At 56.8% G+C, this 20,593-nt stretch carries 22 protein-coding genes; 6 read left to right on the top strand and 16 right to left on the bottom strand.

Annotated features, from left to right (window positions below; all coding sequences use genetic code 11):
* Positions 1 to 41 precede the first annotated feature (41 nt).
* Genes ACR0BI_RS12015 through ACR0BI_RS12030 form a run of 4 tightly spaced genes read left to right on the top strand, consistent with a single transcriptional unit; the run spans position 42 to position 4,961 of the window.
* A complete protein-coding gene (locus ACR0BI_RS12015) occupies positions 42 to 1,049 on the top strand; it encodes a carbohydrate ABC transporter permease (RefSeq protein ID WP_170402173.1) in 1,008 nt (335 codons plus the stop codon).
* Between the two features lie 12 nt (positions 1,050 to 1,061).
* Complete coding sequence (locus ACR0BI_RS12020; protein WP_170392558.1) at positions 1,062 to 2,210, top strand: carbohydrate ABC transporter permease; 1,149 nt, start codon at positions 1,062 to 1,064, stop codon at positions 2,208 to 2,210.
* Between the two features lie 9 nt (positions 2,211 to 2,219).
* The gene (locus tag ACR0BI_RS12025; RefSeq protein WP_480562483.1) at positions 2,220 to 3,875 is read left to right on the top strand and encodes an alpha-glucosidase; all 1,656 of its coding nucleotides are present in this window, start codon (positions 2,220 to 2,222) and stop codon (positions 3,873 to 3,875) included.
* Positions 3,876 to 3,878: 3 nt separating this feature from the next.
* Entirely contained in the window at positions 3,879 to 4,961 is a 1,083-nt protein-coding gene (locus ACR0BI_RS12030; protein WP_170636789.1) for a sn-glycerol-3-phosphate ABC transporter ATP-binding protein UgpC, read from the top strand.
* Here the strand turns inward: ACR0BI_RS12030 and ACR0BI_RS12035 are convergent.
* The 4 genes from ACR0BI_RS12035 to ACR0BI_RS12050 all read right to left on the bottom strand — a co-directional run bounded on the left by ACR0BI_RS12035 (position 4,958) and on the right by ACR0BI_RS12050 (position 8,976).
* The gene (locus ACR0BI_RS12035; RefSeq protein WP_480562482.1) at positions 4,958 to 6,079 is read right to left on the bottom strand and encodes an aminotransferase; all 1,122 of its coding nucleotides are present in this window, start codon (positions 6,077 to 6,079) and stop codon (positions 4,958 to 4,960) included. The two genes, ACR0BI_RS12030 and ACR0BI_RS12035, sit on opposite strands and share 4 nt — an antisense overlap.
* A 107-nt stretch (positions 6,080 to 6,186) precedes the next feature.
* The gene (locus tag ACR0BI_RS12040) at positions 6,187 to 7,293 is read right to left on the bottom strand and encodes a mandelate racemase/muconate lactonizing enzyme family protein (RefSeq protein ID WP_480562481.1); all 1,107 of its coding nucleotides are present in this window, start codon (positions 7,291 to 7,293) and stop codon (positions 6,187 to 6,189) included.
* Positions 7,294 to 7,318: 25 nt separating this feature from the next.
* Positions 7,319 to 7,897 (bottom strand): dimethylsulfonioproprionate lyase family protein, encoded by a 579-nt coding sequence (locus tag ACR0BI_RS12045; protein WP_170802069.1) that lies wholly within the window; start codon positions 7,895 to 7,897, stop codon positions 7,319 to 7,321.
* Positions 7,894 to 8,976, bottom strand: coding sequence for an alcohol dehydrogenase family protein (locus ACR0BI_RS12050; RefSeq protein WP_480562480.1), 1,083 nt, complete (start codon positions 8,974 to 8,976; stop codon positions 7,894 to 7,896). The genes ACR0BI_RS12045 and ACR0BI_RS12050 overlap by 4 nt, the downstream gene beginning before the upstream one ends.
* A gap of 130 nt (positions 8,977 to 9,106) precedes the next feature.
* Here ACR0BI_RS12050 and ACR0BI_RS12055 point away from each other — a divergent pair, with 130 nt between their 5' ends.
* Positions 9,107 to 9,994, top strand: a complete 888-nt coding sequence (locus ACR0BI_RS12055) for a MurR/RpiR family transcriptional regulator (RefSeq protein WP_170392553.1) — start codon at positions 9,107 to 9,109, stop codon at positions 9,992 to 9,994.
* A 28-nt stretch (positions 9,995 to 10,022) separates the two neighbouring features.
* On the opposite strand, the gene ACR0BI_RS12060 is transcribed toward ACR0BI_RS12055, so the two are convergent.
* Both ACR0BI_RS12060 and ACR0BI_RS12065 read right to left on the bottom strand, forming a co-directional pair.
* Positions 10,023 to 10,763, bottom strand: a complete 741-nt coding sequence (locus ACR0BI_RS12060) for an SDR family oxidoreductase (protein WP_480562479.1) — start codon at positions 10,761 to 10,763, stop codon at positions 10,023 to 10,025.
* Between the two features lie 37 nt (positions 10,764 to 10,800).
* The gene (locus tag ACR0BI_RS12065) at positions 10,801 to 11,796 is read right to left on the bottom strand and encodes a zinc-binding dehydrogenase (protein ID WP_170420453.1); all 996 of its coding nucleotides are present in this window, start codon (positions 11,794 to 11,796) and stop codon (positions 10,801 to 10,803) included.
* Positions 11,797 to 11,887: 91 nt separating this feature from the next.
* On the opposite strand from ACR0BI_RS12065, the gene ACR0BI_RS12070 reads away from it, so the two are divergent.
* Complete coding sequence (locus tag ACR0BI_RS12070) at positions 11,888 to 12,724, top strand: LysR family transcriptional regulator (protein WP_170420455.1); 837 nt, start codon at positions 11,888 to 11,890, stop codon at positions 12,722 to 12,724.
* Positions 12,725 to 12,727: 3 nt separating this feature from the next.
* On the opposite strand, the gene ACR0BI_RS12075 is transcribed toward ACR0BI_RS12070, so the two are convergent.
* From ACR0BI_RS12075 to ACR0BI_RS12120, 10 genes are all read right to left on the bottom strand, one after another.
* Positions 12,728 to 13,420: an SDR family NAD(P)-dependent oxidoreductase gene (locus ACR0BI_RS12075; RefSeq protein ID WP_480562478.1), complete on the bottom strand. Its 693-nt coding sequence runs from the start codon at positions 13,418 to 13,420 to the stop codon at positions 12,728 to 12,730.
* A gap of 111 nt (positions 13,421 to 13,531) precedes the next feature.
* Positions 13,532 to 14,038, bottom strand: a complete 507-nt coding sequence (locus ACR0BI_RS12080; protein WP_170392548.1) for a nuclear transport factor 2 family protein — start codon at positions 14,036 to 14,038, stop codon at positions 13,532 to 13,534.
* 53 nt (positions 14,039 to 14,091) lie between these two features.
* Entirely contained in the window at positions 14,092 to 14,586 is a 495-nt protein-coding gene (locus tag ACR0BI_RS12085; protein ID WP_480439098.1) for a nuclear transport factor 2 family protein, read from the bottom strand.
* Between the two features lie 58 nt (positions 14,587 to 14,644).
* The gene (locus ACR0BI_RS12090) at positions 14,645 to 15,598 is read right to left on the bottom strand and encodes an alpha/beta hydrolase (RefSeq protein WP_480562477.1); all 954 of its coding nucleotides are present in this window, start codon (positions 15,596 to 15,598) and stop codon (positions 14,645 to 14,647) included.
* Between the two features lie 113 nt (positions 15,599 to 15,711).
* Positions 15,712 to 16,599 (bottom strand): helix-turn-helix transcriptional regulator, encoded by an 888-nt coding sequence (locus ACR0BI_RS12095; protein ID WP_170609667.1) that lies wholly within the window; start codon positions 16,597 to 16,599, stop codon positions 15,712 to 15,714.
* 155 nt (positions 16,600 to 16,754) lie between these two features.
* Positions 16,755 to 17,171 (bottom strand): universal stress protein, encoded by a 417-nt coding sequence (locus tag ACR0BI_RS12100; RefSeq protein ID WP_170402133.1) that lies wholly within the window; start codon positions 17,169 to 17,171, stop codon positions 16,755 to 16,757.
* A 208-nt stretch (positions 17,172 to 17,379) separates the two neighbouring features.
* Positions 17,380 to 18,558 (bottom strand): UxaA family hydrolase, encoded by a 1,179-nt coding sequence (locus ACR0BI_RS12105; RefSeq protein ID WP_170392544.1) that lies wholly within the window; start codon positions 18,556 to 18,558, stop codon positions 17,380 to 17,382.
* 12 nt (positions 18,559 to 18,570) lie between these two features.
* Positions 18,571 to 18,876 (bottom strand): UxaA family hydrolase, encoded by a 306-nt coding sequence (locus ACR0BI_RS12110; RefSeq protein WP_170392543.1) that lies wholly within the window; start codon positions 18,874 to 18,876, stop codon positions 18,571 to 18,573.
* Positions 18,877 to 18,894: 18 nt separating this feature from the next.
* Positions 18,895 to 19,857 carry an alcohol dehydrogenase catalytic domain-containing protein gene (locus ACR0BI_RS12115; RefSeq protein WP_480562476.1) on the bottom strand — a complete coding sequence of 321 codons (963 nt, stop codon included), beginning with the start codon at positions 19,855 to 19,857 and terminating at the stop codon, positions 18,895 to 18,897.
* A complete protein-coding gene (locus ACR0BI_RS12120; RefSeq protein ID WP_170392541.1) occupies positions 19,854 to 20,591 on the bottom strand; it encodes an SDR family oxidoreductase in 738 nt (245 codons plus the stop codon). Before ACR0BI_RS12120 ends, ACR0BI_RS12115 begins: the two co-directional genes overlap by 4 nt.
* Positions 20,592 to 20,593 lie beyond the last annotated feature (2 nt).

A 20,593-nucleotide genomic window follows, 5' to 3' on the forward strand; every position in this document is an offset into this window, starting at 1 on the left:
TCAATCAGGTTGCCCGAAACCCTAGCAAGGGAGAGGACGCCATGAATCCGGCAATTCAGGGCCTGCTAACAATCGTAATCGGTGTGTCGGGATGCGTGGGCTATTTCTACCTGTCCAACCAATTTCTGGATAAAGTCCTGTTCCCTGCGCGTGGACCGAACGCGGGTCGCAATATCAACCGCGCGAATATGATCCGGCCCTGGCTGTTTCTGCTTCCCGCGATCCTCGCCCTTGGGGTCTATCTTGCCTATCCGGTGTTTGAGACGCTGCGCCTGTCGCTGACTGATCGGGTCGCCGGTGGTGGATATGAATGGGCGGGTTTTGACAACTATACCCAGATGGTAGCCGAGCCGAAATTCTGGGAGGCGATGCGCAACAACATGCTTTGGCTGATTGTTGTACCTGCCATGTCCACCGCATTTGGCCTGCTCGTGGCGCAGCTAACGGATCGCATCCGCTGGGGTAACGTCGCCAAGTCGCTGATCTTCATGCCGATGGCGATTTCTTTCGTTGGCGCCTCGGTAATCTGGAAATTGGTCTATGATGCGCGTCCGGCCGATCAGGATCAGATCGGCGTCCTGAACGCGATCTACATCTTCTTTGGTGGAACCGAAACACACACCTGGCTGACCCTGCCTTTCTGGAACAATTTCTTCCTGATGATCGTGCTGGTCTGGATACAAACCGGCTTTGCCATGGTCATTCTGTCCGCCGCGCTGCGCGGCATCCCGGAAGAAACCATCGAGGCCGCCATTCTGGACGGGGCCAATCCGTTCCAGATTTTCTTCAAGATCAAAGTGCCGCAGATCAAAACCACGATCATGGTGGTCTGGACCACCATCACCATCGTGGTCCTCAAGGTCTTTGACATCGTATTTGCGATGACCAACGGCCAGTGGGAGACGCAGGTTCTGGCCAATTACATGTACGACAAGATGTTCCGCGCCAATGACTGGGGCGTGGGATCGGCATCGGCCATGGTGATCATGTTGCTGGTGACGCCGATCCTGATCTGGAACGTGCGCAATGCGCGCAAAGAAATGCAGTAGGAGGACGGGGTTATGAGCGATATTGCAGGAACCCGCCCAGCCCTAAGATGGGTCGTTCACGCCTCGGTCGTGCTGCTTGTGGTGCTTTGGGTTTTCCCAACACTCGGTTTGTTGATCTCGTCATTCAGAACAGCGGACCAGATTTCCAGCAGCGGCTGGTGGCGGGCGCTCTTCCCGTCGGAACAAAACCTGACTCTGCGCGCGGCGGCACCTGAAACGCAAGTTTTGCAGGATGGTCTCTATGTGATCGAAGGCAATATCTTCGATGGTGATCGGGCCTCGGACATTTCGCGATGGGGTGTGAATTCCCGTGCGATTGATGCCTTTGCTCCGGGCGAAACGGCTGAGCTTCGTCGTGGCGGGACGATCACGGTTCAGGCCAACGGTGACTATCGGATGGAAAACGCAGAAGAGTTTTCGGGCAAGCGCGGCCCTCGCGTGTTTGTGACGACTACTCTGCCGCCTGAATTCACCTTGGAAAACTATGCCCATGTTCTGTTCAACGAAAGCAGTTCCGACAGTATGGGCAAGGCGTTCTTCAATACCCTGACGGTGACGATCCCGGCGACGATTATCCCGATTCTTGTCGCAGCATTTGCGGCTTACGCGCTGGCATGGATGGATTTCCCGGGGCGTGCCCTGCTGATCGCTGCGGTGGTTGGCCTATTGGTGGTGCCATTGCAGCTGGCGCTGATCCCGTTGCTGAAACTGCATCTCAATATCGGGATCGGCAAAGGATACCTGGGGGTCTGGATGGCCCATACCGGGTTCGGGATGCCATTGGCGATCTACCTATTGCGTAACTACATGGCCGGGCTGCCTCGTGACCTGATTGAGAACGCCCGGGTAGATGGCGCAACCGAGTTTCAGATTTTTACCAAGTTGATCCTGCCGCTTAGCTTTCCGGCACTGGCATCCTTTGCGATCTTCCAGTTCCTCTGGACATGGAACGATCTGCTGGTTGCCAAAGTCTTCCTGATCGATGCCAGCGGCCAGACAACGGTAATGACCAACCGTATCGTCGAGCTGCTGGGTACGCGGGGCGGTAACTGGGAAATCTTGGCCACGGCGGCGTTTGTCTCAATCGCGGTGCCGTTGGCAGTCTTCTTTGCAATGCAGAAATATCTGGTTCGCGGCTTGCTGGCCGGTTCCGTAAAATAAGGGCGTGTGATGAACGTGCAGACCAACGCGACAGCATTCGAAAAAACCAAGTCGGCGTCAGATTGGTGGCGGGGCGGGGTGATCTATCAGATCTATCCGCGCAGCTTTCAGGACAGCAACGGTGACGGGATCGGAGACTTAAAGGGTATCACCCAGCGGTTAGGCTACATCGCCTCGCTGGGGGTTGATGCAATCTGGATTTCGCCGTTCTTCAAATCTCCGATGAAGGATTTCGGTTATGATGTCAGCGACTATCGCGATGTCGATCCAATGTTCGGCACCATGGGAGATTTCAAAGAGCTGCTGGATCAAGCCCATGCGCATGGGTTGAAGGTGATGATCGATCTGGTGCTATCCCACACCTCAGATCAGCATCCATGGTTCAACGAAAGCCGCGCCAGCCGCGAGAACCCGAAATCCGATTGGTATGTCTGGGCTGATCCCAAACCCGACGGGACACCTCCGAATAACTGGCTTTCGATCTTTGGCGGCTCGGCGTGGCAGTGGGATGCGCGGCGGTTGCAGTATTATCTGCACAACTTCCTGACCTCGCAGCCGGATTTGAACTTCCACTGCAAGGAAGTTCAGGATGCGCTGCTGGATGTGGCGCGCTTCTGGCTGGATATGGGGGTCGACGGGTTCCGTCTGGACACCATCAATTTCTATTTCCACGACGCCCAGCTGCGTGACAATCCCGGCCTGCCGATGGATCAGAGGAACTCATCAATTGCGCCGATGGTGAACCCGTATAACCATCAGGATCACCTCTATTCCAAAAGTCAGCCCGAGAATATCGCCTTCCTGGAAATGCTGCGCTCCCTGACTGACGAATACGAGGGCCGCGCCTGTCTGGGTGAGGTCGGCGACGCGCAGCGCGGGCTTGAGATTATGGGCGAATACACCAGCGGCGATAAACGGATGCACATGTGTTATGCTTTCGAGTTCCTCGAAAAGCGGGCTTTGACGGCAGCTTACGCAAAGCAGGTTTTTGACCAGCTTGAGGACAAGGCAGGTGATGCATGGCCATGCTGGGCCTTCTCAAACCACGACGTGCAACGCCATGCTTCGCGTTGGGGTTTGGACGATGCAGCTGTCCGGCAGCACGCCGTTCTCATGATGTGCCTGCGTGGCTCAGCCTGTCTTTATCAGGGTGAGGAACTGGGCCTGCCCGAGGCAGATGTTGCGTTCGAAGATTTGCAAGACCCCTATGGCATTGAATTCTGGCCTGAATTCAAAGGTCGCGATGGCTGCCGTACTCCGATGGTCTGGACCGCACAGGACGAACAATCCGGGTTCAGCACGAGCCGTCCCTGGTTGCCAGTCAGCGCTGCGCAGGCCGAGCGGGCGGTGGATCGGTTGGAGAAAGATCCAGCGTCGATGCTGCACCACTACCGCCATGCGATTGCATTGCGTCATGCGCACTCAGCGCTGATGTCCGGCGCGCAGACAGGGATGTCACAAATCGGTTCGGTATTGACCTTCACCCGAGAGGATGAAGCCGAGCAGGTCTTCTGCGCCTTCAATCTGGGTGACTGTCCGGTTGACGTGACCCTGCCAGAAGGTGACTGGCAAGTGATCGGGGAGGAGTTGGGCGGCGTTCGCGGGGAAAGCAACGTGACGCTGGATGCCGCTCAATTCTGTCTATTGGCTCGGGAAAAGAGGTAAACCATGTCGGAACTCAAGCTTACGGATGTGGCCAAATCCTATGGTCCTGTCGATGTTCTGAAACATATCGATCTCGAGATCGAGCAAGGCGAACTGATTGTCTTTGTCGGCCCGTCAGGTTGCGGAAAATCCACTTTGCTGAGGATGATCGCGGGCCTTGAAAAGATCACTGGCGGTACGCTTGAGATCGAAGGGCAGGTGGTGAACGATGTGCCACCTGCGCAACGCGGCATCGCGATGGTGTTTCAGTCCTATGCGCTTTACCCGCATATGACGGTGCGCGAAAACATGGCCTTCGCGCTCAAGATCGCCAAGATGCCGAGCGCTGAGGTTGATGCCGCCGTGGAGCGCGCGGCCCAGATTCTACAGCTCGAACCCCTGCTGGATCGCCTGCCCAAGGCATTGTCTGGTGGACAACGCCAGCGCGTTGCCATCGGTCGCGCCATCGTGCGCGACCCCAAAGTATATTTGTTCGACGAGCCGCTTTCGAACCTCGACGCTGCCCTGCGCGTGGCGACGCGGATCGAGATCGCACGCCTGAAAGAGGCGATGCCCGACAGCACGATGATTTACGTTACCCACGATCAGGTCGAGGCGATGACACTCGCCAGCCGTATTGTGGTTTTGGCCAATAAGGGAATTGCGCAGGTCGGCACGCCGCTGGAACTCTACGAGACGCCAGATAACGAGTTTGTTGCGCAGTTCATCGGCTCACCAGCAATGAACCTGCTGCCCGGGACCATTACCGCGACAGGAGAGACAACAACCGTCACGCTGGATGATGGCGGCGTGGCAATCTCATCAATCCCGACGGATGCCGCTGACGAAGGCAAAAAGGTCAATATCGGTGTCCGGCCTGAGGACTTAAATATCACTGATGGAACACCAATTTATTCCGGCTTGGTGGATTTCACCGAAGCTTTGGGTGAGGTCACGCTGCTTTACTTTGCAGTCCCGGATGGACGGGAGGCCGTGATTGCAAAACTACCTGGTGTTCAGCGCAATCTGCGAGGAAAAACCGTCTCGGTCACGGCGGCACCCGAAAAGGTGCATCTGTTCCACAACGGCCAGTCGATGAGGCGCTAGTCGAGCTTCGCAAGGAAGGTGGAAACTTTTTCCAGCCCTTCGCGAATGATCGACGGGGTATTGGCGTAACCGATCCGAACACAGCCTTCGAGACCCAAGGCAGAGCCCGGTGTGAACATCACGCCGGTTTCCTGCAGCAGTTTCACGCAGAACTCGCGCGAGGGCATGTCGAAGTTGTAGTGCAACAACGCGGTTGTTCCGGCCTTGGGTTTGACCCAACTGATTTTGGGCTCGCTTTCGACCCATTCTTCCAGCATGGCGAGGTTGCCGCGCCTAATGGCCTGGCTGCGCGCCAGAACCTTGTCGTGGTTTTCCAGCGCAAGCGCCGCGAAATGGTCGTCGATCATGCCGACCGAGATCGTGTCATAGTCCCGATGGATCGAAACCGCCTCGATCAGTTCTGGGTTGGCCGCAATCCAACCCAGTCGCAGCCCTGCCAGCGAAAACGCCTTGGACATGCCCGCGGTTGAAATGCCTTTCTCATAAAGATCTGCAACCGCATCCGTCATGCCCGAACCTTCTTGCCCGGTACCGCGATAGACTTCATCACACAGCAACCATGCTCCAGCGGAGCGTGCGATTTCGACGATCTCAAGCAGGAACGCGCGATCCATCACCGCACCGGTTGGGTTGTTGGGGTTGTTGATGGCAATCAGTTTGGTGCCCGGAGTTACGGCGGCGCGCAGCTCCTCAAGATCGGGCAAATAAGCGTTCTCGGCCCGTAGATGGATCTGCGTCACCTCCGCGCCGATGCTGGCCGGGATGGAATAGTGTTGCTGATAGGTGGGCACGACGGCCACCACCTTGTCGCCGCGCTCGACCAGCGTTTTGTGGACCAGCATGTTGGCACCGATCGTGCCATGGGTGACGATGACATTCTCACGCTTTTGCTGGTCATACAGGTTACAAATCGCATCGCGCAGCCGGTCCGAGCCCCGGATCGCGCCATAGGTCATCTTCATCCCAAGCAATTCAGACAGATCATCCGAGTTCTTGCCCGAAAGCTTCAAAAGCTCGGCAATACTCAGGCTCTCGACGCAAGTCTCTGCAAGGTTATAGGCGCAGCGGGTTTCCCATTCATCCATCCAGATTTCGACGCCAAAGGGTTCGATCTTCATCGCGCTATCCTGTTCGACTAAGCCATCGCGCATCGTTCCCATGGCGAAGCGGCAAGGTCAACCTCGGCAGATGACCGTCATCAAACTTGCACAAGAGGCGTGTATCGTTACCGGTAGATCGCCACAGGATCACCCACCGCATCTTCATCTGGGTGAACGCCAAGGCCGGGTGTTTCGGGAAGATGCAGGTGGCCGTCCACGTTTCTCGGCCCACGCCCACCGGCGATATCGACGGTGATCATGTCCTGACAGGCCCAGACAGCATGGCAATTCGCATCCGGAATTGTCGCCGCCAGATGCAGCGCTTCGGTATCCGCCAGCACAGAACCACCGGTTGCCATTACAAACATGTCAATCCCATGCGCCAGCGCGACATCGCGCATTCGGACCGCTTTGGTCAGCCCGCCGACCCGGTTGAGCTTGATGCCAAATATTTCGGCAATGCCATCGCGGGCTATGCGCGTCGCGTCCTGAAGGGTCACAAGGCTTTCATCAACGGAAACAGGCGAAGCATGTTTGCCTGAGATCGCGGCAATGTCATCCAGTGTTTCGCAAGGCTGTTCGATCATGACATTGAGGTCTTCGACCGCACTCATCACGCGTAATGCCTGCTGCCGCGACCAGCCGCGATTGACGTCATAGAGGATGATGTCTTCGGGATTGCGCAGGCTTTCCATGTCACGGATTCGGGCGATATCACGGGCCACATCGCCGCCGATTTTGACGGAATGGGCGATATAGCCGCGCTGCCGGTATCGTTCGATGACGGCGCGGGTTTCTTCGATTGTCTTGGCTCCTACGGAGGATGCGATTGGGCGGGGCGTACGCGACCCTCCCCCCATCAGATCAGCAATCGGAAGACCAGCAACCTGACCGGCTATGTCCCAGCACGCCATGTCAATCGGGCTTTTGGAGTAGAGATGTCCGGGTAGGGCCTGATCCATCGCGCGTTCAACATCCAGAACTCGCCGCGGGTCGAGGCCTAGAACAAACGGTGCCATCGTCTCGATCCCGGCCCGTATGCCGGGGCCGTGGGCGGGTACATAGGTATGCCCCCAGGGCGTGCCTTCGCCCCAACCAACAAGCCCTTTGTCGGTTTCAATCTTGACCAGCGTCGCATCCAGCTTCTCAAACTTCAATCGCCCGCCTGACAGCCAGTATGGATGCTCCAATGGCAGGTCGATTTGAAAGACAGAAATCCCGGTAATTTTCATTTTGGTTTCACCTCGACGCAGTATGTCATGCGGCATCCATCCGAGGCAGATCATCCATTCCATCGCCCCGCCACAAGACAAAGGTTAGGATTGAATGATCGCTTGTAGTCATGGCGTGACTTTGCCAACTTTCATGCTGGCGGGTCTGGCCCGGCCCGACAAGCTGTGCATTCCCTTCAACCTTAAAACAGGCTTCTCCAGCGAGCGTCAGGTATAGCTCTTCAGCCTGATGGCTGTGCCAGTCATACTGCAGACCTGCGCCCCAATAGGCGACATAACCGCGTAGTTGGGTCGAATGGAAATGCCCGCTGGGTCCGAACAGTTCGTAATACCCGTATCGAGACAAGAAATCCGCACCGACCTCGGATTCGGAATATGTCAGTTTCCAGTGCGCTTGCTCAGCAGTTGCTGCAATAGCCGTAACCAATGCCTGTGTTTCGGGCGTACCGCTCAGACCAAATTTGCTGACAAGCCGGGTTGCCGGAATCTGTGCGGGCTGTAAGTCCGTTCTGGATAAATCTGTTGGCCAACCCCCAAAACCCGCCAAATCCGGGTGGTTCTGATGCAATCGCCTGGCGGCCATTAAAACATCATCCAACGTCATGGGATCACCACGATGTTTCCGGTGTGTTTCTTCGCGATGAAGGCGGTTTGTGCCTCATGCAATTGGCTTAGAGGGTAGGTTGCGGCCAGGGCCGGTTTTACTTCGCCCGCTTCGATATAATGTACAAGATTTTGCATTACTTCGGGGTCGATGACGGTCGAGCCTGTAAAGGTCAGATCGCGCAAGTAGAACGTCCGCAAATCGAACTCGACCATAGGGCCCGCGATGGCGCCCGAGCAGGTATAGCGTCCGCCGCGTTCAAGAATGCTGATAAGCTGCGGCCAGTATGACCCGCCCACCACGTCGGCAACGACCGTGATCTTTTCGTCTCCCAACGATTTGCGCAAATCATCGGGGGCGCGGGACAGGATGACATCTGGACCCAACAGGGCCACGTCGTCGTGCTTAGCCTCCGACGCCATCGCAATGACCCGCGCATTTCGGCGCTTGGCCAGTTGAACCAGAGCGCCACCGACGCCGCCAGATGCGCCCGGAACAAGAACAGTGTCAGCCGCGGTGACCTTGGCGCGGGTCAGCATACCTTCGGCGGTTGAGTAGGAACAGGAAAAGGTTGCCAGCTCAGCATCCGAAAGTGTTGATTGGATGGCTATCGCATTGACGGCCGGGATCGTTGTGTATTCGGCAAAGCCGCCATCTCGCTCTGATCCGAAGTAGCCGGTTTTGTCCTTGTTCACCGGATCGGTCGGATCGCGCAACCAGCAATCGGTTATCACACGCTCGCCCAAGCGGTTTGGATCCACGCCGTCTCCAACTCCAACGATCTGTCCACAGACATCCGCCCCTTGAATGCGTGGAAAGGCCAGTGGCGCTCCGCCCCAGGTTGGGTCATCAGTGCCGACCTCTTCAAACGCGCCACCGGTGGTCGCATCGCTGACGGTTTTAGAATACCAGCCGGACCTAGTGTTTACGTCGGTATTGTTCAGGCCACAGGCACCGACCTTGATCAGAACTTCGCCCGGTTTGGGAGTGGGACAGGGCCAGTTTTCGTGCCAGACCATCTGATCAAGATCACCGTGCCCCATGGTGACCATCGCCTTCATTGTCTCGGATTGGGCCATGCGGCAAACTCCGTCGATGCATTTACGGTGACCTCAATCAAGCGCGGGAGTGAGCTGAAAGACATCGGTCCGGCCCCCTGAGTCGATTTGGTCTCGACACCGTATGCAAACAAAAATACCATCGTCAATCATGAATGGGACAGATGTATCAAATTTAGTTTTGGAGCGGCTGGCGGAAGAACTGTCTCAGTTGACACCCGAGGCACGCAAGGCTGCGACCTATGTGCTTGAGAACCCGCGCGACGTGGGCGTATCGACTGTGCGCGAAATTGCTGAAGCCGCCAATGTGAAACCCAATACCATTGTCCGAATGGCGCGGCAGGTGGGGTTCGAAGGCTACGAAGATTTCCGGGTTCCCTTCCGCGAGGCGATCCGGCGCGGGCAGGCCGATTTCCCGGAACGCGCGCGTTGGCTGCAGGATATTCGTAAGTCCGGCAATATGGGTGGGCTTTATGCGGATATGGTTCAGGACGCCCTGCGCAATGTCGAGGAGACGTTTGCCAATATCTCGTCCGAACAGCTGAAAGCCGCCGCAGAAGATATCTGGAATTCGCGTAACGTGTTCGTGCTGGGCGTTGGTGTGAACAATTCGAATGCGCGAAACTTTGTTTATCTGGCCTCGACGGGCATGGTGCAGTTTCATGCTATCCCGCGCGCCGGATCAAATCCGATTGACGATCTGGCATGGGCGGACAAACGCGATGTGCTAATTGCGATGACCTGCAAACCTTATCGGAATGAAGTGGTCGAGGCGGTGCAAGTTGCCCGAGAGCAGGGCATGACGGTGGTCGGTCTTTCTGACAGCCCAGCCAGCCCTGTTCTGCGCAATGCACAACACGGGTTCGTCATCTCGGCGGATACGCCGCAATTCTTCCCGTCATCAGTAAGTACTATCGCATTGCTCGAAACGCTTTTGTCCTTCGTCATTGCAGTGGCCAGCGACGAGATCGTCGAAAGAGTGGCGACCTTTCACAAGCGTCGCCATCAGCTAGGTCTGTATCACGCGGAAGAGCCCTGATTGGATCAGGCCAATCCGCATTGGCCATTCAGCCACGCACCAGGTGACCACCATCCACATCCAGCACAGCGCCTGTGAGATAGCCATTTGTCATTGCCATTATCACAGCTTGGGCGATGTCCTCTGCCTCACCAATGCGTCCGATGGGCAGGCTGCTACCAACCTGAGCGTACATGGCCTCGCGAGCCTCATTCGACATTGCCGCGTAAGCCTCGGTCGCAACCATTCCAGGGCTGATGCAGTTCACGCGCGCACGGCCTGATAGCTCTAGTGCCAACCCCTTGGACAGGGCTTCGACCGCCGCGTTCACGGCCCCAAGACCCGTTGCACCGGCAGAGGGTCGGCGGCTGAGGACGCCAGAAAAGAGGGTGATGGAGCCGCCTTCAGTCAAGACAGGCAAGACTTCACGCGCCGCCACATAGGGCCCGATAAATTTAGCCTCGAACATCGCGCGCAGGTCAGTGGTTGGCAATTCGGCGAAGGCCCCACGCGCTGCGCTTGAGGCAGAGATGACCAGATGATCTACTTTTTCAAGGCCGCTGGCCCAGGACTTCATGCCAGTTTCGTTGGTGGTATCGACCGGTGCGATCTGAACTTCGCCTCCGATGTCTGCCGCTGCTGCTTCCAGCTTGGCGGGACTCCGGCTGGCGATGGTAACTTTCGCACCAAGCGCCACCGCCAGCTTTGCGGTGGCCTTACCCATGCCGCTGCTGCCGCCAATGATAACAACGTGTTTGCCGATGAGGGCCGTTTCGAAAACCGAGTTCATTGCTTTGGTTCCTTGCTTGTCGTGTTTGTTAAATGAGTCAATCGATGCTGAGCACCAACTTGCCGGTGGTTTCGCCCGCCTCTAGGCGGCGATGCGCTTCCGTGGCCTTGGCGATTGGGTATGTGGTGATCTGAGGACGCAGAATGCCAGTTTCCAACAGCTTGAATACCTTGGTCATGTCCGCGCCGAATGCAGTTGGTCGGTTGGAAAAATACGTGTAAATATCGCTGACCCGCACTGAGACAGATTTCTGGAAGTGTTTCGCCAGATCCTCGGCAAAATCGCCAGCTGGCGGCCCGGCAAGGAATCCGAAGAGCACAGCCGTTCCAAGGGGAGCCAGCGCATCAAGGTCTGATTTCAAGGAGTCACCGGAAACCGGATTCAACGTCAGATCAACACCGCGCCCACTTGTGATCTCTGACACCAGCGTGGCCACGTCCTGAGTACGATAGTCGATGACAAAATCTGCTCCTTGCGCCTGGGCGTATCCGACCTTTTCAGTGCTGACCGAAGCGATCACAGTCATACCCAGATGCTTGGCGATGTGGAGGGCCATCGTGCCCACTCCGCCTGCAGCCGCATGCACCAGTACGGATCTTCCGGCCGCCGCACCGCCCAGATTGACCAGCATGTGATAGGCCGTCATTGCGTTGACAGGGATTGCTGCTGCGGTTTCAAAGGCGATGGTATCGGCAATTTTGGTTACATAAGGTGCACTTATTACGGAATGCGTACCGTAGCCGCCCGCACCAATCGGGCCCATCCATGCGACGCGATCACCCACGGCGAAACCAACGGCATCTTTGCCCGTCGCTTCGACGATTCCGGCACCTTCAACGCCGGGTACATGGGGCAGGTCTGGCATCATGCCCTCTGGCATTTCGCCACGGCGAATAATCGTATCGATAAAATTCACCGCCCCGGCATGATTACGGATCAGGATTTCTCTGGCACCGGGCTGTGCGACAGCTTGGTCAACGCTTCGCAGAACTTCGGGCCCGCCAGTTTGGGTGATTTCTATTGCGTACGGCATCATGCATCTCCTTTAGTTTCGCAGAAGATAGCGATGACGCCATTTCGTGATAATAGTTGAATTTGGAAGGTATTATCTCATAAATAGAATTATGATCTACAACGACCTTGGCCTGTTTACTGTTGTCGCCCACCACCTCAGCTTTTCCAAAGCTGCAGATCGGCTGGGTATTCCGCTTAGCAGGATTAGTCGCAGGATTGCCATGTTAGAGGATCATCTGGGCGCTAAGCTATTCGAGCGCACGACAAGGCAGGTGCGCCTGACCGAAGAGGGGCGCCGTCTTCTGGATCGTTGCCAGGATCCGATTGAAGCGCTTCAGCGTGTTGCGGGTTTTACCGATGACACGCGGCACCACACGATCCGCATTACGGCCCCACCCTTGGCAGCTCGTACAACGATAGGGCCAAAGCTGGTGGATTTCGCGGAACAAAATCCTCAGGTCCAGCTTGAACTGACGACGACTAACATCATGCTGGATTTTTTCGCGGACAATATCGACCTCGCCTTTCGGGTCGGTCCGCTTGCGGACTCCGGTCTTGTTGCCAAGCGGTTATGGTCAGTTCCATATTGTTTTTGCGCAGGGCAGGGCTTCATTCGAGAGCACGGGCTTTCGGGTCCTTTAACGCGACCGAAGTTCCAGACTCTTCCTACGCTGATGGCGGGTCAACCTTGGGTACTGGAAACGGGAGAGACGGTGAATCCAGCCCACATAGCCCATAATATTGGCGACCTTGATGTCATAGCACAGGCCGCTCGTCGTAATCTTGGGATAGCGATGTTGCCGAAGGATATGGTGGAGGGCGATCTGCGACGACTGGAAGTTGAGAATACTGTCCCGCTGACACGAGACATGTACGCGGTTTATCCCAGCCGTCGTCTGTTGCCCGAGCGTGTCAGGAAACTGATCGATTTCATGGCACCGGGATAAATCCTACCAATCAATTTGCACCCCATCCCGAAAGAAACCACCTGTTGGACCGTTCACGGGCAGTGTTGCAGCCCACACGACGCCCTTAGCCCCTTCGGGAACCGGGCGACCACCCCCGCCCATGTCAGTGGCGACCCAGCCGGGGCACACTGCGTTAACAAGGATGCCTTCGGGTTTCAAATCAGCCGCAGTCTTGATGGTCAGTGCATTGAGCGCCGTTTTCGAGATGCCATATCCAGGAGTGCTGGAAGACATGCCTGTCAGCGCTCCTGAGCCGGAAGACACGTTTACAATCCGGGCATCATGACCATTTTGAAGTAAAGGAACGGCCGAAATGGTTGTTGCCCAGGCTCCGAAGAAGTTGGTCTCGAAAGCACGGCGTACGCGCACCAGGTCGGCGCTGAGCGAGTGCTGATCCGTGTCGTAGTCAACGCCTGCATTGTTTATCAGTATGTTGAGATATCCGTATTCGGAGTTGATCTTATCAAAGGCAGCGTTGACCGAGCTCTGATCGGACACGTCCAGTTGCAAGGCCTTAGCTCCATGCCCAATCTCTTCGGCCGTGGCTTGTCCCTTTTGCGGGTCGCGCGATGCTACCAAAACAAATAATCCATGATCGCGGGCCAGTTGTAGGGCGACTTCTCTACCGATGCCTCGATTGGCTCCGGTCACAAGTGCGATACGTTGTTCGGTCATGAGGTTTCCTTTGAATTTTCGTCAGTTAACCGAAAGCAAAGCCTAATAGTGAGATTGCCAACATCGCTCTGGCAAGGCAACCGGCGCGCAACGATGCGGCGTTAACTGATGTCAGTTGGCCCCGGCCCCGCGTTCACCGGCGAGGGCGACTAGACCACGGTCGCCGGTTTCCCAAAGAGCGGTCATTGTCATCGCTGTTACAACCCAGCGGTCACCTGTTTTTTCCAGCACATAGTCATAACGGCCGCCCAATACCCATAGGCCATCGTCAAGCCGGTGGGTAGCGGTGAAATCAGCCTGCGCCGTCGCGGCGGTTTCTGAAACTGAGGTGATTGCGTGGTTGGTCACCATGTGATGCGTGCTGTCGAACCCCGGCAAGAAGGCGGCCCAGCCCGCAACAAGTTCATCGGCGGGTTGGGTTGCCGGGTCTCCACCCCAAAGGCTCGTGTAGTCAATGGTGACGTGATCGGCGAAGGCATCCCTTACACGGGTCCAATCATGCCGGTCTGCGCCTGCAGCGATATCCGTTAGGGTGCGGGTGATGTCGGTTTGATCGGCCAATGCAGGGCCTCCAATCATTGTTATGGCGGTGAGCATGGCGATGAGGGATCGTTTCATATCCGGGTCCTTTGTCAGAGTTGGACAAACCAACGTACGTTGCTGCGCCTGCTTCATTCATTAGCCAAGCGTTCAGGCACGGGCGCTAAGGTGTATTGCGACCAAAAAAACGTATTCGCCGCATCCTGATCGGCACTGAGATTGGTGGCCTCGACGATCTTTCCGTTCTCGATCCGGTAGACCAGCGCCCAGATGGTATCGACATTCGGCTTACCTTCGGCGTTGGACCAGCCTCGGTGAATATCTACAACATGGGTTTCATCCGCGCCAAAGTAGATCGGGTCAGCCTGAAACCCAGCTGCGCCCAACTGGGCGAAGAAGGCCAAAACTTCATCCCGACCGTTTTTGGTGCCGCTCAGCGGATGGCGGCCGGGAATGTGCCATTGTACGTCCTCGTCCATGACAGCGGCGATTCCATCAAGGTCGTTCGAGCCGTAAGCCGCAAAAAAGTTCTGAACCACTTTCATATTGTCTTCGGGGGTATCGGCCATTGCATTGCCTCCCATAACGGTCGCGACCGCGAGTGCTAGTTGAAGTTTTCGGGTCATCGGGGTCTCCAAGGGAATGAGGCGTCGGATAGCGAGGCCCGACGCCTGATCAGCAGGATCAATTATCCAATCCGGCGCGGAAGTGGTCGGCAACGGCGTCGGCCGCCCGTGTCACGTCCTCGGGGTTGTCGTAAAAATCGAACTGCGTGACATCCTCGAGCCACTGCGCAGTCGCGTCACCGGCAAATCCGGCAAGGAAGGTCTGCACGCCCTGCGGGATCGCTGCGCTTTCAGAGTGAACAATGGTCAGCGGTTTATCCAGCCGCTGTGGGTTGTCGGCGGGATGGTAGGTCAGCCAGCCTTCCCAGCCTGCATTGTTCCATTTGTCATCATATTCCGGGATCGCCCCACGGTCAGCCTCATAGTAGTAGCCACCGATCGGCATCAGCACGCCTTCGGCACCTTCTGGACCCGCGGCAGGAATGATCTGGCCCCCGGCGGCTTCGGCAGCCCGAGAGACTTCAAGCAAGCCGGCAACACCTTCTGCGCCGCCGTAGACGGCCTCAACAATTTCGGCGTTCTGCAGCCAGGGAGCAACCAAACCAAGTCGCTGAACCAGCGGGTTGCCCGAGACGGCATCGACCATATAACCCGCTGAGGCGCAGATACCCAGCCCATTGATGTGCTCGGCGTCCACTTCTGGCAGGGTCGCTATGAATTCGATCGCTGCCTTGATGTCCGAGGTCTTGGCTTCGGGGCTTTCGACAAAGCGCGCTTGGTTCGGCAGATCGCCGGATTTACCCCAGCCTCGGAAATCGAAGGTGAAGGCGGCAAATCCGCGTTCGGCCATTTCCCGGGCATAGTTCGCCGGCATCTGTTCTTGTACCGAGGTCCAGGCCCCTGTGACCACGACCGTTGGCAAAGGTGCATCGCCGCGTACTTCGGGTAGGTACAGTGTGCCGGATAGGGTGGCACCTTCATTCTCAAAGGTGACAATGCGGGTTTCGACCTGTGCGACGGCAGCTGTCGAGGCCATTAAAGCCGCAGCGGTATTCAGAGCGAGGGTTTTCATCGCGATATCTCCCAAAGTCTGTCTGGATGGGCGCAAGCCCGATGACGAAAGAGATACGTTGCCGGAGGTTCACTTGATTGCACTGGACTGCTGTGTTTTTGAATGATCCTGCATCAAGCCATGTTGGCCGCGCGATAAGCCTTGGGGGTTTGTCCCACCACCTGTTTAAAGCTGCGCGTGAAATGAGCCTGATCGGAAAAGCCACATTCCAAAGCGATATCACCCAGAGGACGCTGCTGGTCCTGCATCATCTTCATCGCCTGTTCAATTCGGTAGGCCATGACATATTGCATCGGGGTCGTGCCCAACGTCTCTTTGAACATGCGTGCGAAGTGCGAAGGGCTCATTCCCGCCTCGGTCGCGAGTTGCTCAACGGTTATGGTCTGATCCAGCCGGTTCTGTACAAAGGTCAAAACGCGCTGGTAATGCCGGGATGTGAAGCGGGATGACAACTGAACATCTTCGATCCGGCGTTTTCCATATTTCTGGAGCAGTTTCACCAGGAATACGCGGCTCATGGCTTCGAACATCACGACTGAAGACATGTCGGTCGATTCCAATGCGTCGCGCAGTATAACGCCAGCCGTGCACAGATCAGGGTCCGAGAACTGCGGCAAATCCCGAAATTGCTGCGGGTCAAGCAGCATGCCCAGCTCGGACTGAGCAAAGCGTTCAACCTTAGCCGGGTCCAGCGTGATAACGATGACATCAGACGTCGCGTACCACTGCCAACCCGATCGCATACCAGCCGGAGTGACGATGATTTCATCCTTGTGAAACATGAAATCCCGCAACTCACCATCCCTCCAGTTCCGAACTCTGTGCGGAATGGTCTGGAGATTGAGAAGCACGTGATGCTCTTTGAAAACATCCTCGGGCATCTGATCCGGCTCAGCCCGGAAATACCGAACGGACATCAACCCTGCAGCCGAAGGCCGCTCGATCGCATCGCTGTTTAGTAAAGGTTCCGAGGGGTAAATGTCCGCATATCTCGAAGGCAATCGTCGGCTCCCATAGTGTACCTGGGCAATTCTCGCTGGCGTCGATCGCACACGGTTGAAAACATCCAACAGGGGTGCGAACCCATGGAGTGGTTCCGTGGCCACCTGCTTCTCGCAACGCAGCCGTAGCGTTCGGGTCGACGCTTAGAGAATTTTCAAGATTGCGGTCGCTGAATCAAGACGGAACACGATGCCCGACGAGAAACACGCGCTGCCGTTGATCCTAGAAAATAGTCCATTGCCGATGGGTGATGCGCTCCGACAACAATCAAATCAGCGCCGATTTCTCGCGCGAACTCGGTAATACGCAGCCCTGGCTTTCCCGTTTCTACCTGGCAGTTTATATCGGTCGCTTCTCCGGCGATCGACTTTAGGGTTCCCATGATTTTGTTGGTCAGATGGTTCTCGGATTTCACTGTCACGAACTCCGCCGTAAAACCCGGGATTTGTTCCAGAACTGTAAGTAGTGTGATCTTTCCGTCAGCTGCCAAAAGCTTGCGGGCAGTGGTGATTTTCTCGGCAACCAACTCTTCATGATCAATGGCAACGGGGATCAATATGGATTTATACATGTAAAGCACTCCCAGTGAGTTTCGGCGATGTCAACGAGCAGGGCTTGGTGCATCATAACTTGATAAGTACTTTCAGAATTAACGGTTCTGATCTGTTGCCCAGGACCCCGCCCTGCCTTAGTGGCCAAACACCTCGAGCCGCGCCCATTCTGGACCTCGGTTCAAGAGAAAGACGGCCACCGCATATGCAATGGCCGCCTTGAGGTTACTATGCGCTGCGATACAGTTTTGTCATCGAGAATTCCCGATGTCCCAGCGCCTCTGCCGCGGTGTTACGGCCGTTTGCTGTCCTGCGGATCATATCGATCAGAGCATCACCAGCCTGATCGATGGTTTGTTCGCGCCGCAAGATGCCTGAAACATCAACGTCCACATGCTCGCCCATGGTGCGCACTGTACGCGGGTTCGCGGTGATCTTGATGACCGGAACGATCGGGTTGCCCACCACGTTGCCCTGACCTGTCGGGAAGGTATGGATCACAGCACCGCCCGCCGCCATCAGCGTCACACATTCCGCCGCAGCGGATGAACTGTCCATGAAGTACAGGCCTTTGCCCGAGTTAGGTTGCTCGGCAGGTTCCAGAATGTCGATATACTGCGAAGTCCGGCCGATCTTTTCGAGGTTGCCAAGCGCCTTTTCCTCAATGGTGGTCAGGCCACCTTCGATGTTGCCCTTGGTTGGCTGGCTGTCGCTGAGGTCATCGGTCTGATGGGCAAAGATTACATCGTCCTGATAGGCCTTCCACATCTTGTACCAGCGCTCGCCGACCTCTTCGTTGATGGCGCGTTTCTGGCAGATATGTTCCGCCCCGGTGATTTCCGAGGTTTCACCAAAGAACCCGGTGATCCCTTCGGGCAGCAACTTGTCATACATGTTGCCAACGGTTGGGCAGGACCCCAGACCCGTTGTCGTGTCGCTTTCACCGCATTTGGTCGAAATCCAAAGCTCGTTGATCGAGCATTCCTCGCGCTGGACCTCGGTGGCCTTGTGGACAAAATCCTTGGCGGCCCATGAAGCGCGCCGGATGGTCTCGAAGTCACCGTTCTGTTCGATTGAGAACTCTGCCACGTCCTTGCCGGTCTCGCGGATGCCGTCGGCAATGCGCTTGGTCCAACCCGGCTCGATGCCGATCACCACCACCGAGTGGACATTCGGGTTGGCCCCTGTGCCGATCATAGTGCGGAAATGCAGCTCGAGGTCCTCACCGAACTGAAGGCGGCCATAAGCGTGTGGGATTGCCAGCGTGCCCTTGACGTTGTTGGCGACTGCCTCGCAGGCGGCGTTGGAAATGTCATCGACGGGCAGGATCAGCACGTGGTTGCGCACACCAACCCGGCCGTTTTCGCGCCGGTAGCCCATGACAGTCATGTTTGAATATTTGCTCATGGTATTAACCCCTTACCAGCGCTTGGTCTTGCAGTTTTGCGTGTGGACATGCCCGCCGCGTGGGATGTCAGCGATGATCTTACCAATGTCTTCGCCATATTTGATCGCCGTATCGCCGTTCTTGAGGTCCGTGAGCGCAATCTTGTGGCCAATCGGAACATCCGCGCCTGCGGTCAGGCGAAAGGTCGAGTTGTCATGTGTAATACAGCACAGCATGTCGGTGCCTGCAGTCAGGCCTTCAACGACCACGACACCGACATTGTCTTCCTCTTCATGCACCAAAAGGTGCGGTATTTCATTTGGGGCTGGATTTGACATGAAGGTCTCCGGTTTTTGCTATGGTTTAAGGATGGTTTTCGGCGCAAGCGTCTTGCCAGCGCGAATGTCTGTAAAGGCCGCGGCCCCGTCGGACAGGTCGCGGGTTTCAACCCAGTCAAGCGTCCCGAGGCGGCCGTTGAACATGGCATTGCATGTGTCGCGGAAGTCCTGTGCGGTATAGGTGTAGGTGCCGATCAGCCTGATTTCCTGCAGCGTGATGCGTCGGATATCCAATCCACCTTCGGAACTGCCTAGGCCGATGTGCAAAATCACCCCGCCCGGGCTGACGAGCGCCGAGGCAACCGCACGGGTAGACGAAAACCCCACTGCGTCGATCACCAATGGAATGTCCTGTTCCGGTGTGTCCACAACGGCGATTCCACAGGTGTCGCGAAGATAGGTCGCACGGGCTGCGTTGGGTTCGGATAAGGTCACCTGCTCGACCCCCATCGCAGTGAGCGCGAGAGCTGCCGCTAGCCCGATTGCCCCGCCGCCAATCACATGGGCACGCCGTTCGTCTGCCGGGTGCAGGGACGCAAGCCCCAGCCGCACCGCATGCCAGCTGACTGCAATCGGTTCGGCGAGTGCGGCCTGCTCCAGCGTGATATGCGAGGGCACTTCAATCAAATTGCGCTCTGGGATAGCGACGTATTCCGCAAAAGCGCCTTCGCGCGGCGGCATTGAGATGATCTGTCGCGAGGGGCAAAGGTTCTCACGTCCGGACCGGCTGGCCGCGCTGTTGGGGTCGTTTACCAGCGGATTGATGGTTACGCGGCGACCATCAGCAGTCACACCGGCCCCCTCATGGCCCAGGATCAGCGGTGCCGGGCGGCGATCATCATGGCCCAGATAGGCGTGCATGTCGGACCCGCAAATACCGACGCTATCGATGCGGACGAGAACCTCATCGGGGCCGGGCTCCGGGTCCGCGAAATAGCGGTATTCCAGTGTTTCGACATCAGTGTAAACCAAAGCTTTCATTTCGCTGTAAACCCTCCATCGACCATCAAAACTTGCCCGGTCACGAAGGCACAGGCATCAGAGCAAAAGAACAGCAACGGGCCGTCGAGGTCTTTGGGCTCACCGTTGCGACCGATACAGGTCTGCGCAGCATTACGGTTCGCGCGTTCAGGATCATTGAACACCGCAGCCGTCAGCTCGGTTCGAAAGAACCCAGGGCCAATCGCGTTTACGCATATTCCGCTCGATGACCAGGCCTCGGCCATTGCTCGGGTCAGCTGTGCCACGCCGCCCTTAGACGCCCCATAGCTAAGCCCACCTGGAAAAGCCCGGCTGGACTGGAGCGATGCGAAATTTACGATCCGTCCCCAGCCTTTGGCCTTCATATCGGGCACTAGGTGCTGCGACAGAAAGAAGGGAACGGCAAGGTTCAATCCCAGTGTGATGTCCCACCCCTCAGGCGATACATCATCCGCAGCCTCGCGCGTGTTGATCCCGGCGGCATGCACCAGAATATCCGGTGCCCCAAACGGCTGCGACGCGGCAACGGCCAGCTCTGCCAACCGATCGCGATCCGAAAGATCCCATGGCAGCGCATGAACCTGATCCAGCTCGGCCAACGCTTCTGCACGTCGCGCCACGCCCACGACCTTAGCGCCAGCATGCGACAGTACCTCTGCCGCTCTGCGACCAAGGCCGGAGCTGGCCCCGGTCACAAGAGCGGTATGTCCAGTGAGATCAGGATGATAGGTCACGG

This window comes from Ruegeria sp. E5 (assembly GCF_056534105.1).

Excerpts from the sequence above, each read along its gene's own strand:
- ACR0BI_RS12015 (WP_170402173.1), top strand. The coding sequence starts at position 42 with ATGAATCCGGCAATTCAGGGCCTGCTAACAATCGTAATCGGTGTGTCG.
- ACR0BI_RS12020 (WP_170392558.1), top strand. The coding sequence starts at position 1,062 with ATGAGCGATATTGCAGGAACCCGCCCAGCCCTAAGATGGGTCGTTCAC.
- ACR0BI_RS12025 (WP_480562483.1), top strand. The coding sequence starts at position 2,220 with ATGAACGTGCAGACCAACGCGACAGCATTCGAAAAAACCAAGTCGGCG.
- ACR0BI_RS12030 (WP_170636789.1), top strand. The coding sequence starts at position 3,879 with ATGTCGGAACTCAAGCTTACGGATGTGGCCAAATCCTATGGTCCTGTC.
- ACR0BI_RS12035 (WP_480562482.1), bottom strand. The coding sequence starts at position 6,079 with ATGAAGATCGAACCCTTTGGCGTCGAAATCTGGATGGATGAATGGGAA.
- ACR0BI_RS12040 (WP_480562481.1), bottom strand. The coding sequence starts at position 7,293 with ATGAAAATTACCGGGATTTCTGTCTTTCAAATCGACCTGCCATTGGAG.
- ACR0BI_RS12045 (WP_170802069.1), bottom strand. The coding sequence starts at position 7,897 with ATGACGTTGGATGATGTTTTAATGGCCGCCAGGCGATTGCATCAGAAC.
- ACR0BI_RS12050 (WP_480562480.1), bottom strand. The coding sequence starts at position 8,976 with ATGGCCCAATCCGAGACAATGAAGGCGATGGTCACCATGGGGCACGGT.
- ACR0BI_RS12055 (WP_170392553.1), top strand. The coding sequence starts at position 9,107 with ATGAATGGGACAGATGTATCAAATTTAGTTTTGGAGCGGCTGGCGGAA.
- ACR0BI_RS12060 (WP_480562479.1), bottom strand. The coding sequence starts at position 10,763 with ATGAACTCGGTTTTCGAAACGGCCCTCATCGGCAAACACGTTGTTATC.
- ACR0BI_RS12065 (WP_170420453.1), bottom strand. The coding sequence starts at position 11,796 with ATGCCGTACGCAATAGAAATCACCCAAACTGGCGGGCCCGAAGTTCTG.
- ACR0BI_RS12070 (WP_170420455.1), top strand. The coding sequence starts at position 11,888 with ATGATCTACAACGACCTTGGCCTGTTTACTGTTGTCGCCCACCACCTC.
- ACR0BI_RS12075 (WP_480562478.1), bottom strand. The coding sequence starts at position 13,420 with ATGACCGAACAACGTATCGCACTTGTGACCGGAGCCAATCGAGGCATC.
- ACR0BI_RS12080 (WP_170392548.1), bottom strand. The coding sequence starts at position 14,038 with ATGAAACGATCCCTCATCGCCATGCTCACCGCCATAACAATGATTGGA.
- ACR0BI_RS12085 (WP_480439098.1), bottom strand. The coding sequence starts at position 14,586 with ATGACCCGAAAACTTCAACTAGCACTCGCGGTCGCGACCGTTATGGGA.
- ACR0BI_RS12090 (WP_480562477.1), bottom strand. The coding sequence starts at position 15,598 with ATGAAAACCCTCGCTCTGAATACCGCTGCGGCTTTAATGGCCTCGACA.
- ACR0BI_RS12100 (WP_170402133.1), bottom strand. The coding sequence starts at position 17,171 with ATGTATAAATCCATATTGATCCCCGTTGCCATTGATCATGAAGAGTTG.
- ACR0BI_RS12105 (WP_170392544.1), bottom strand. The coding sequence starts at position 18,558 with ATGAGCAAATATTCAAACATGACTGTCATGGGCTACCGGCGCGAAAAC.
- ACR0BI_RS12110 (WP_170392543.1), bottom strand. The coding sequence starts at position 18,876 with ATGTCAAATCCAGCCCCAAATGAAATACCGCACCTTTTGGTGCATGAA.
- ACR0BI_RS12115 (WP_480562476.1), bottom strand. The coding sequence starts at position 19,857 with ATGAAAGCTTTGGTTTACACTGATGTCGAAACACTGGAATACCGCTAT.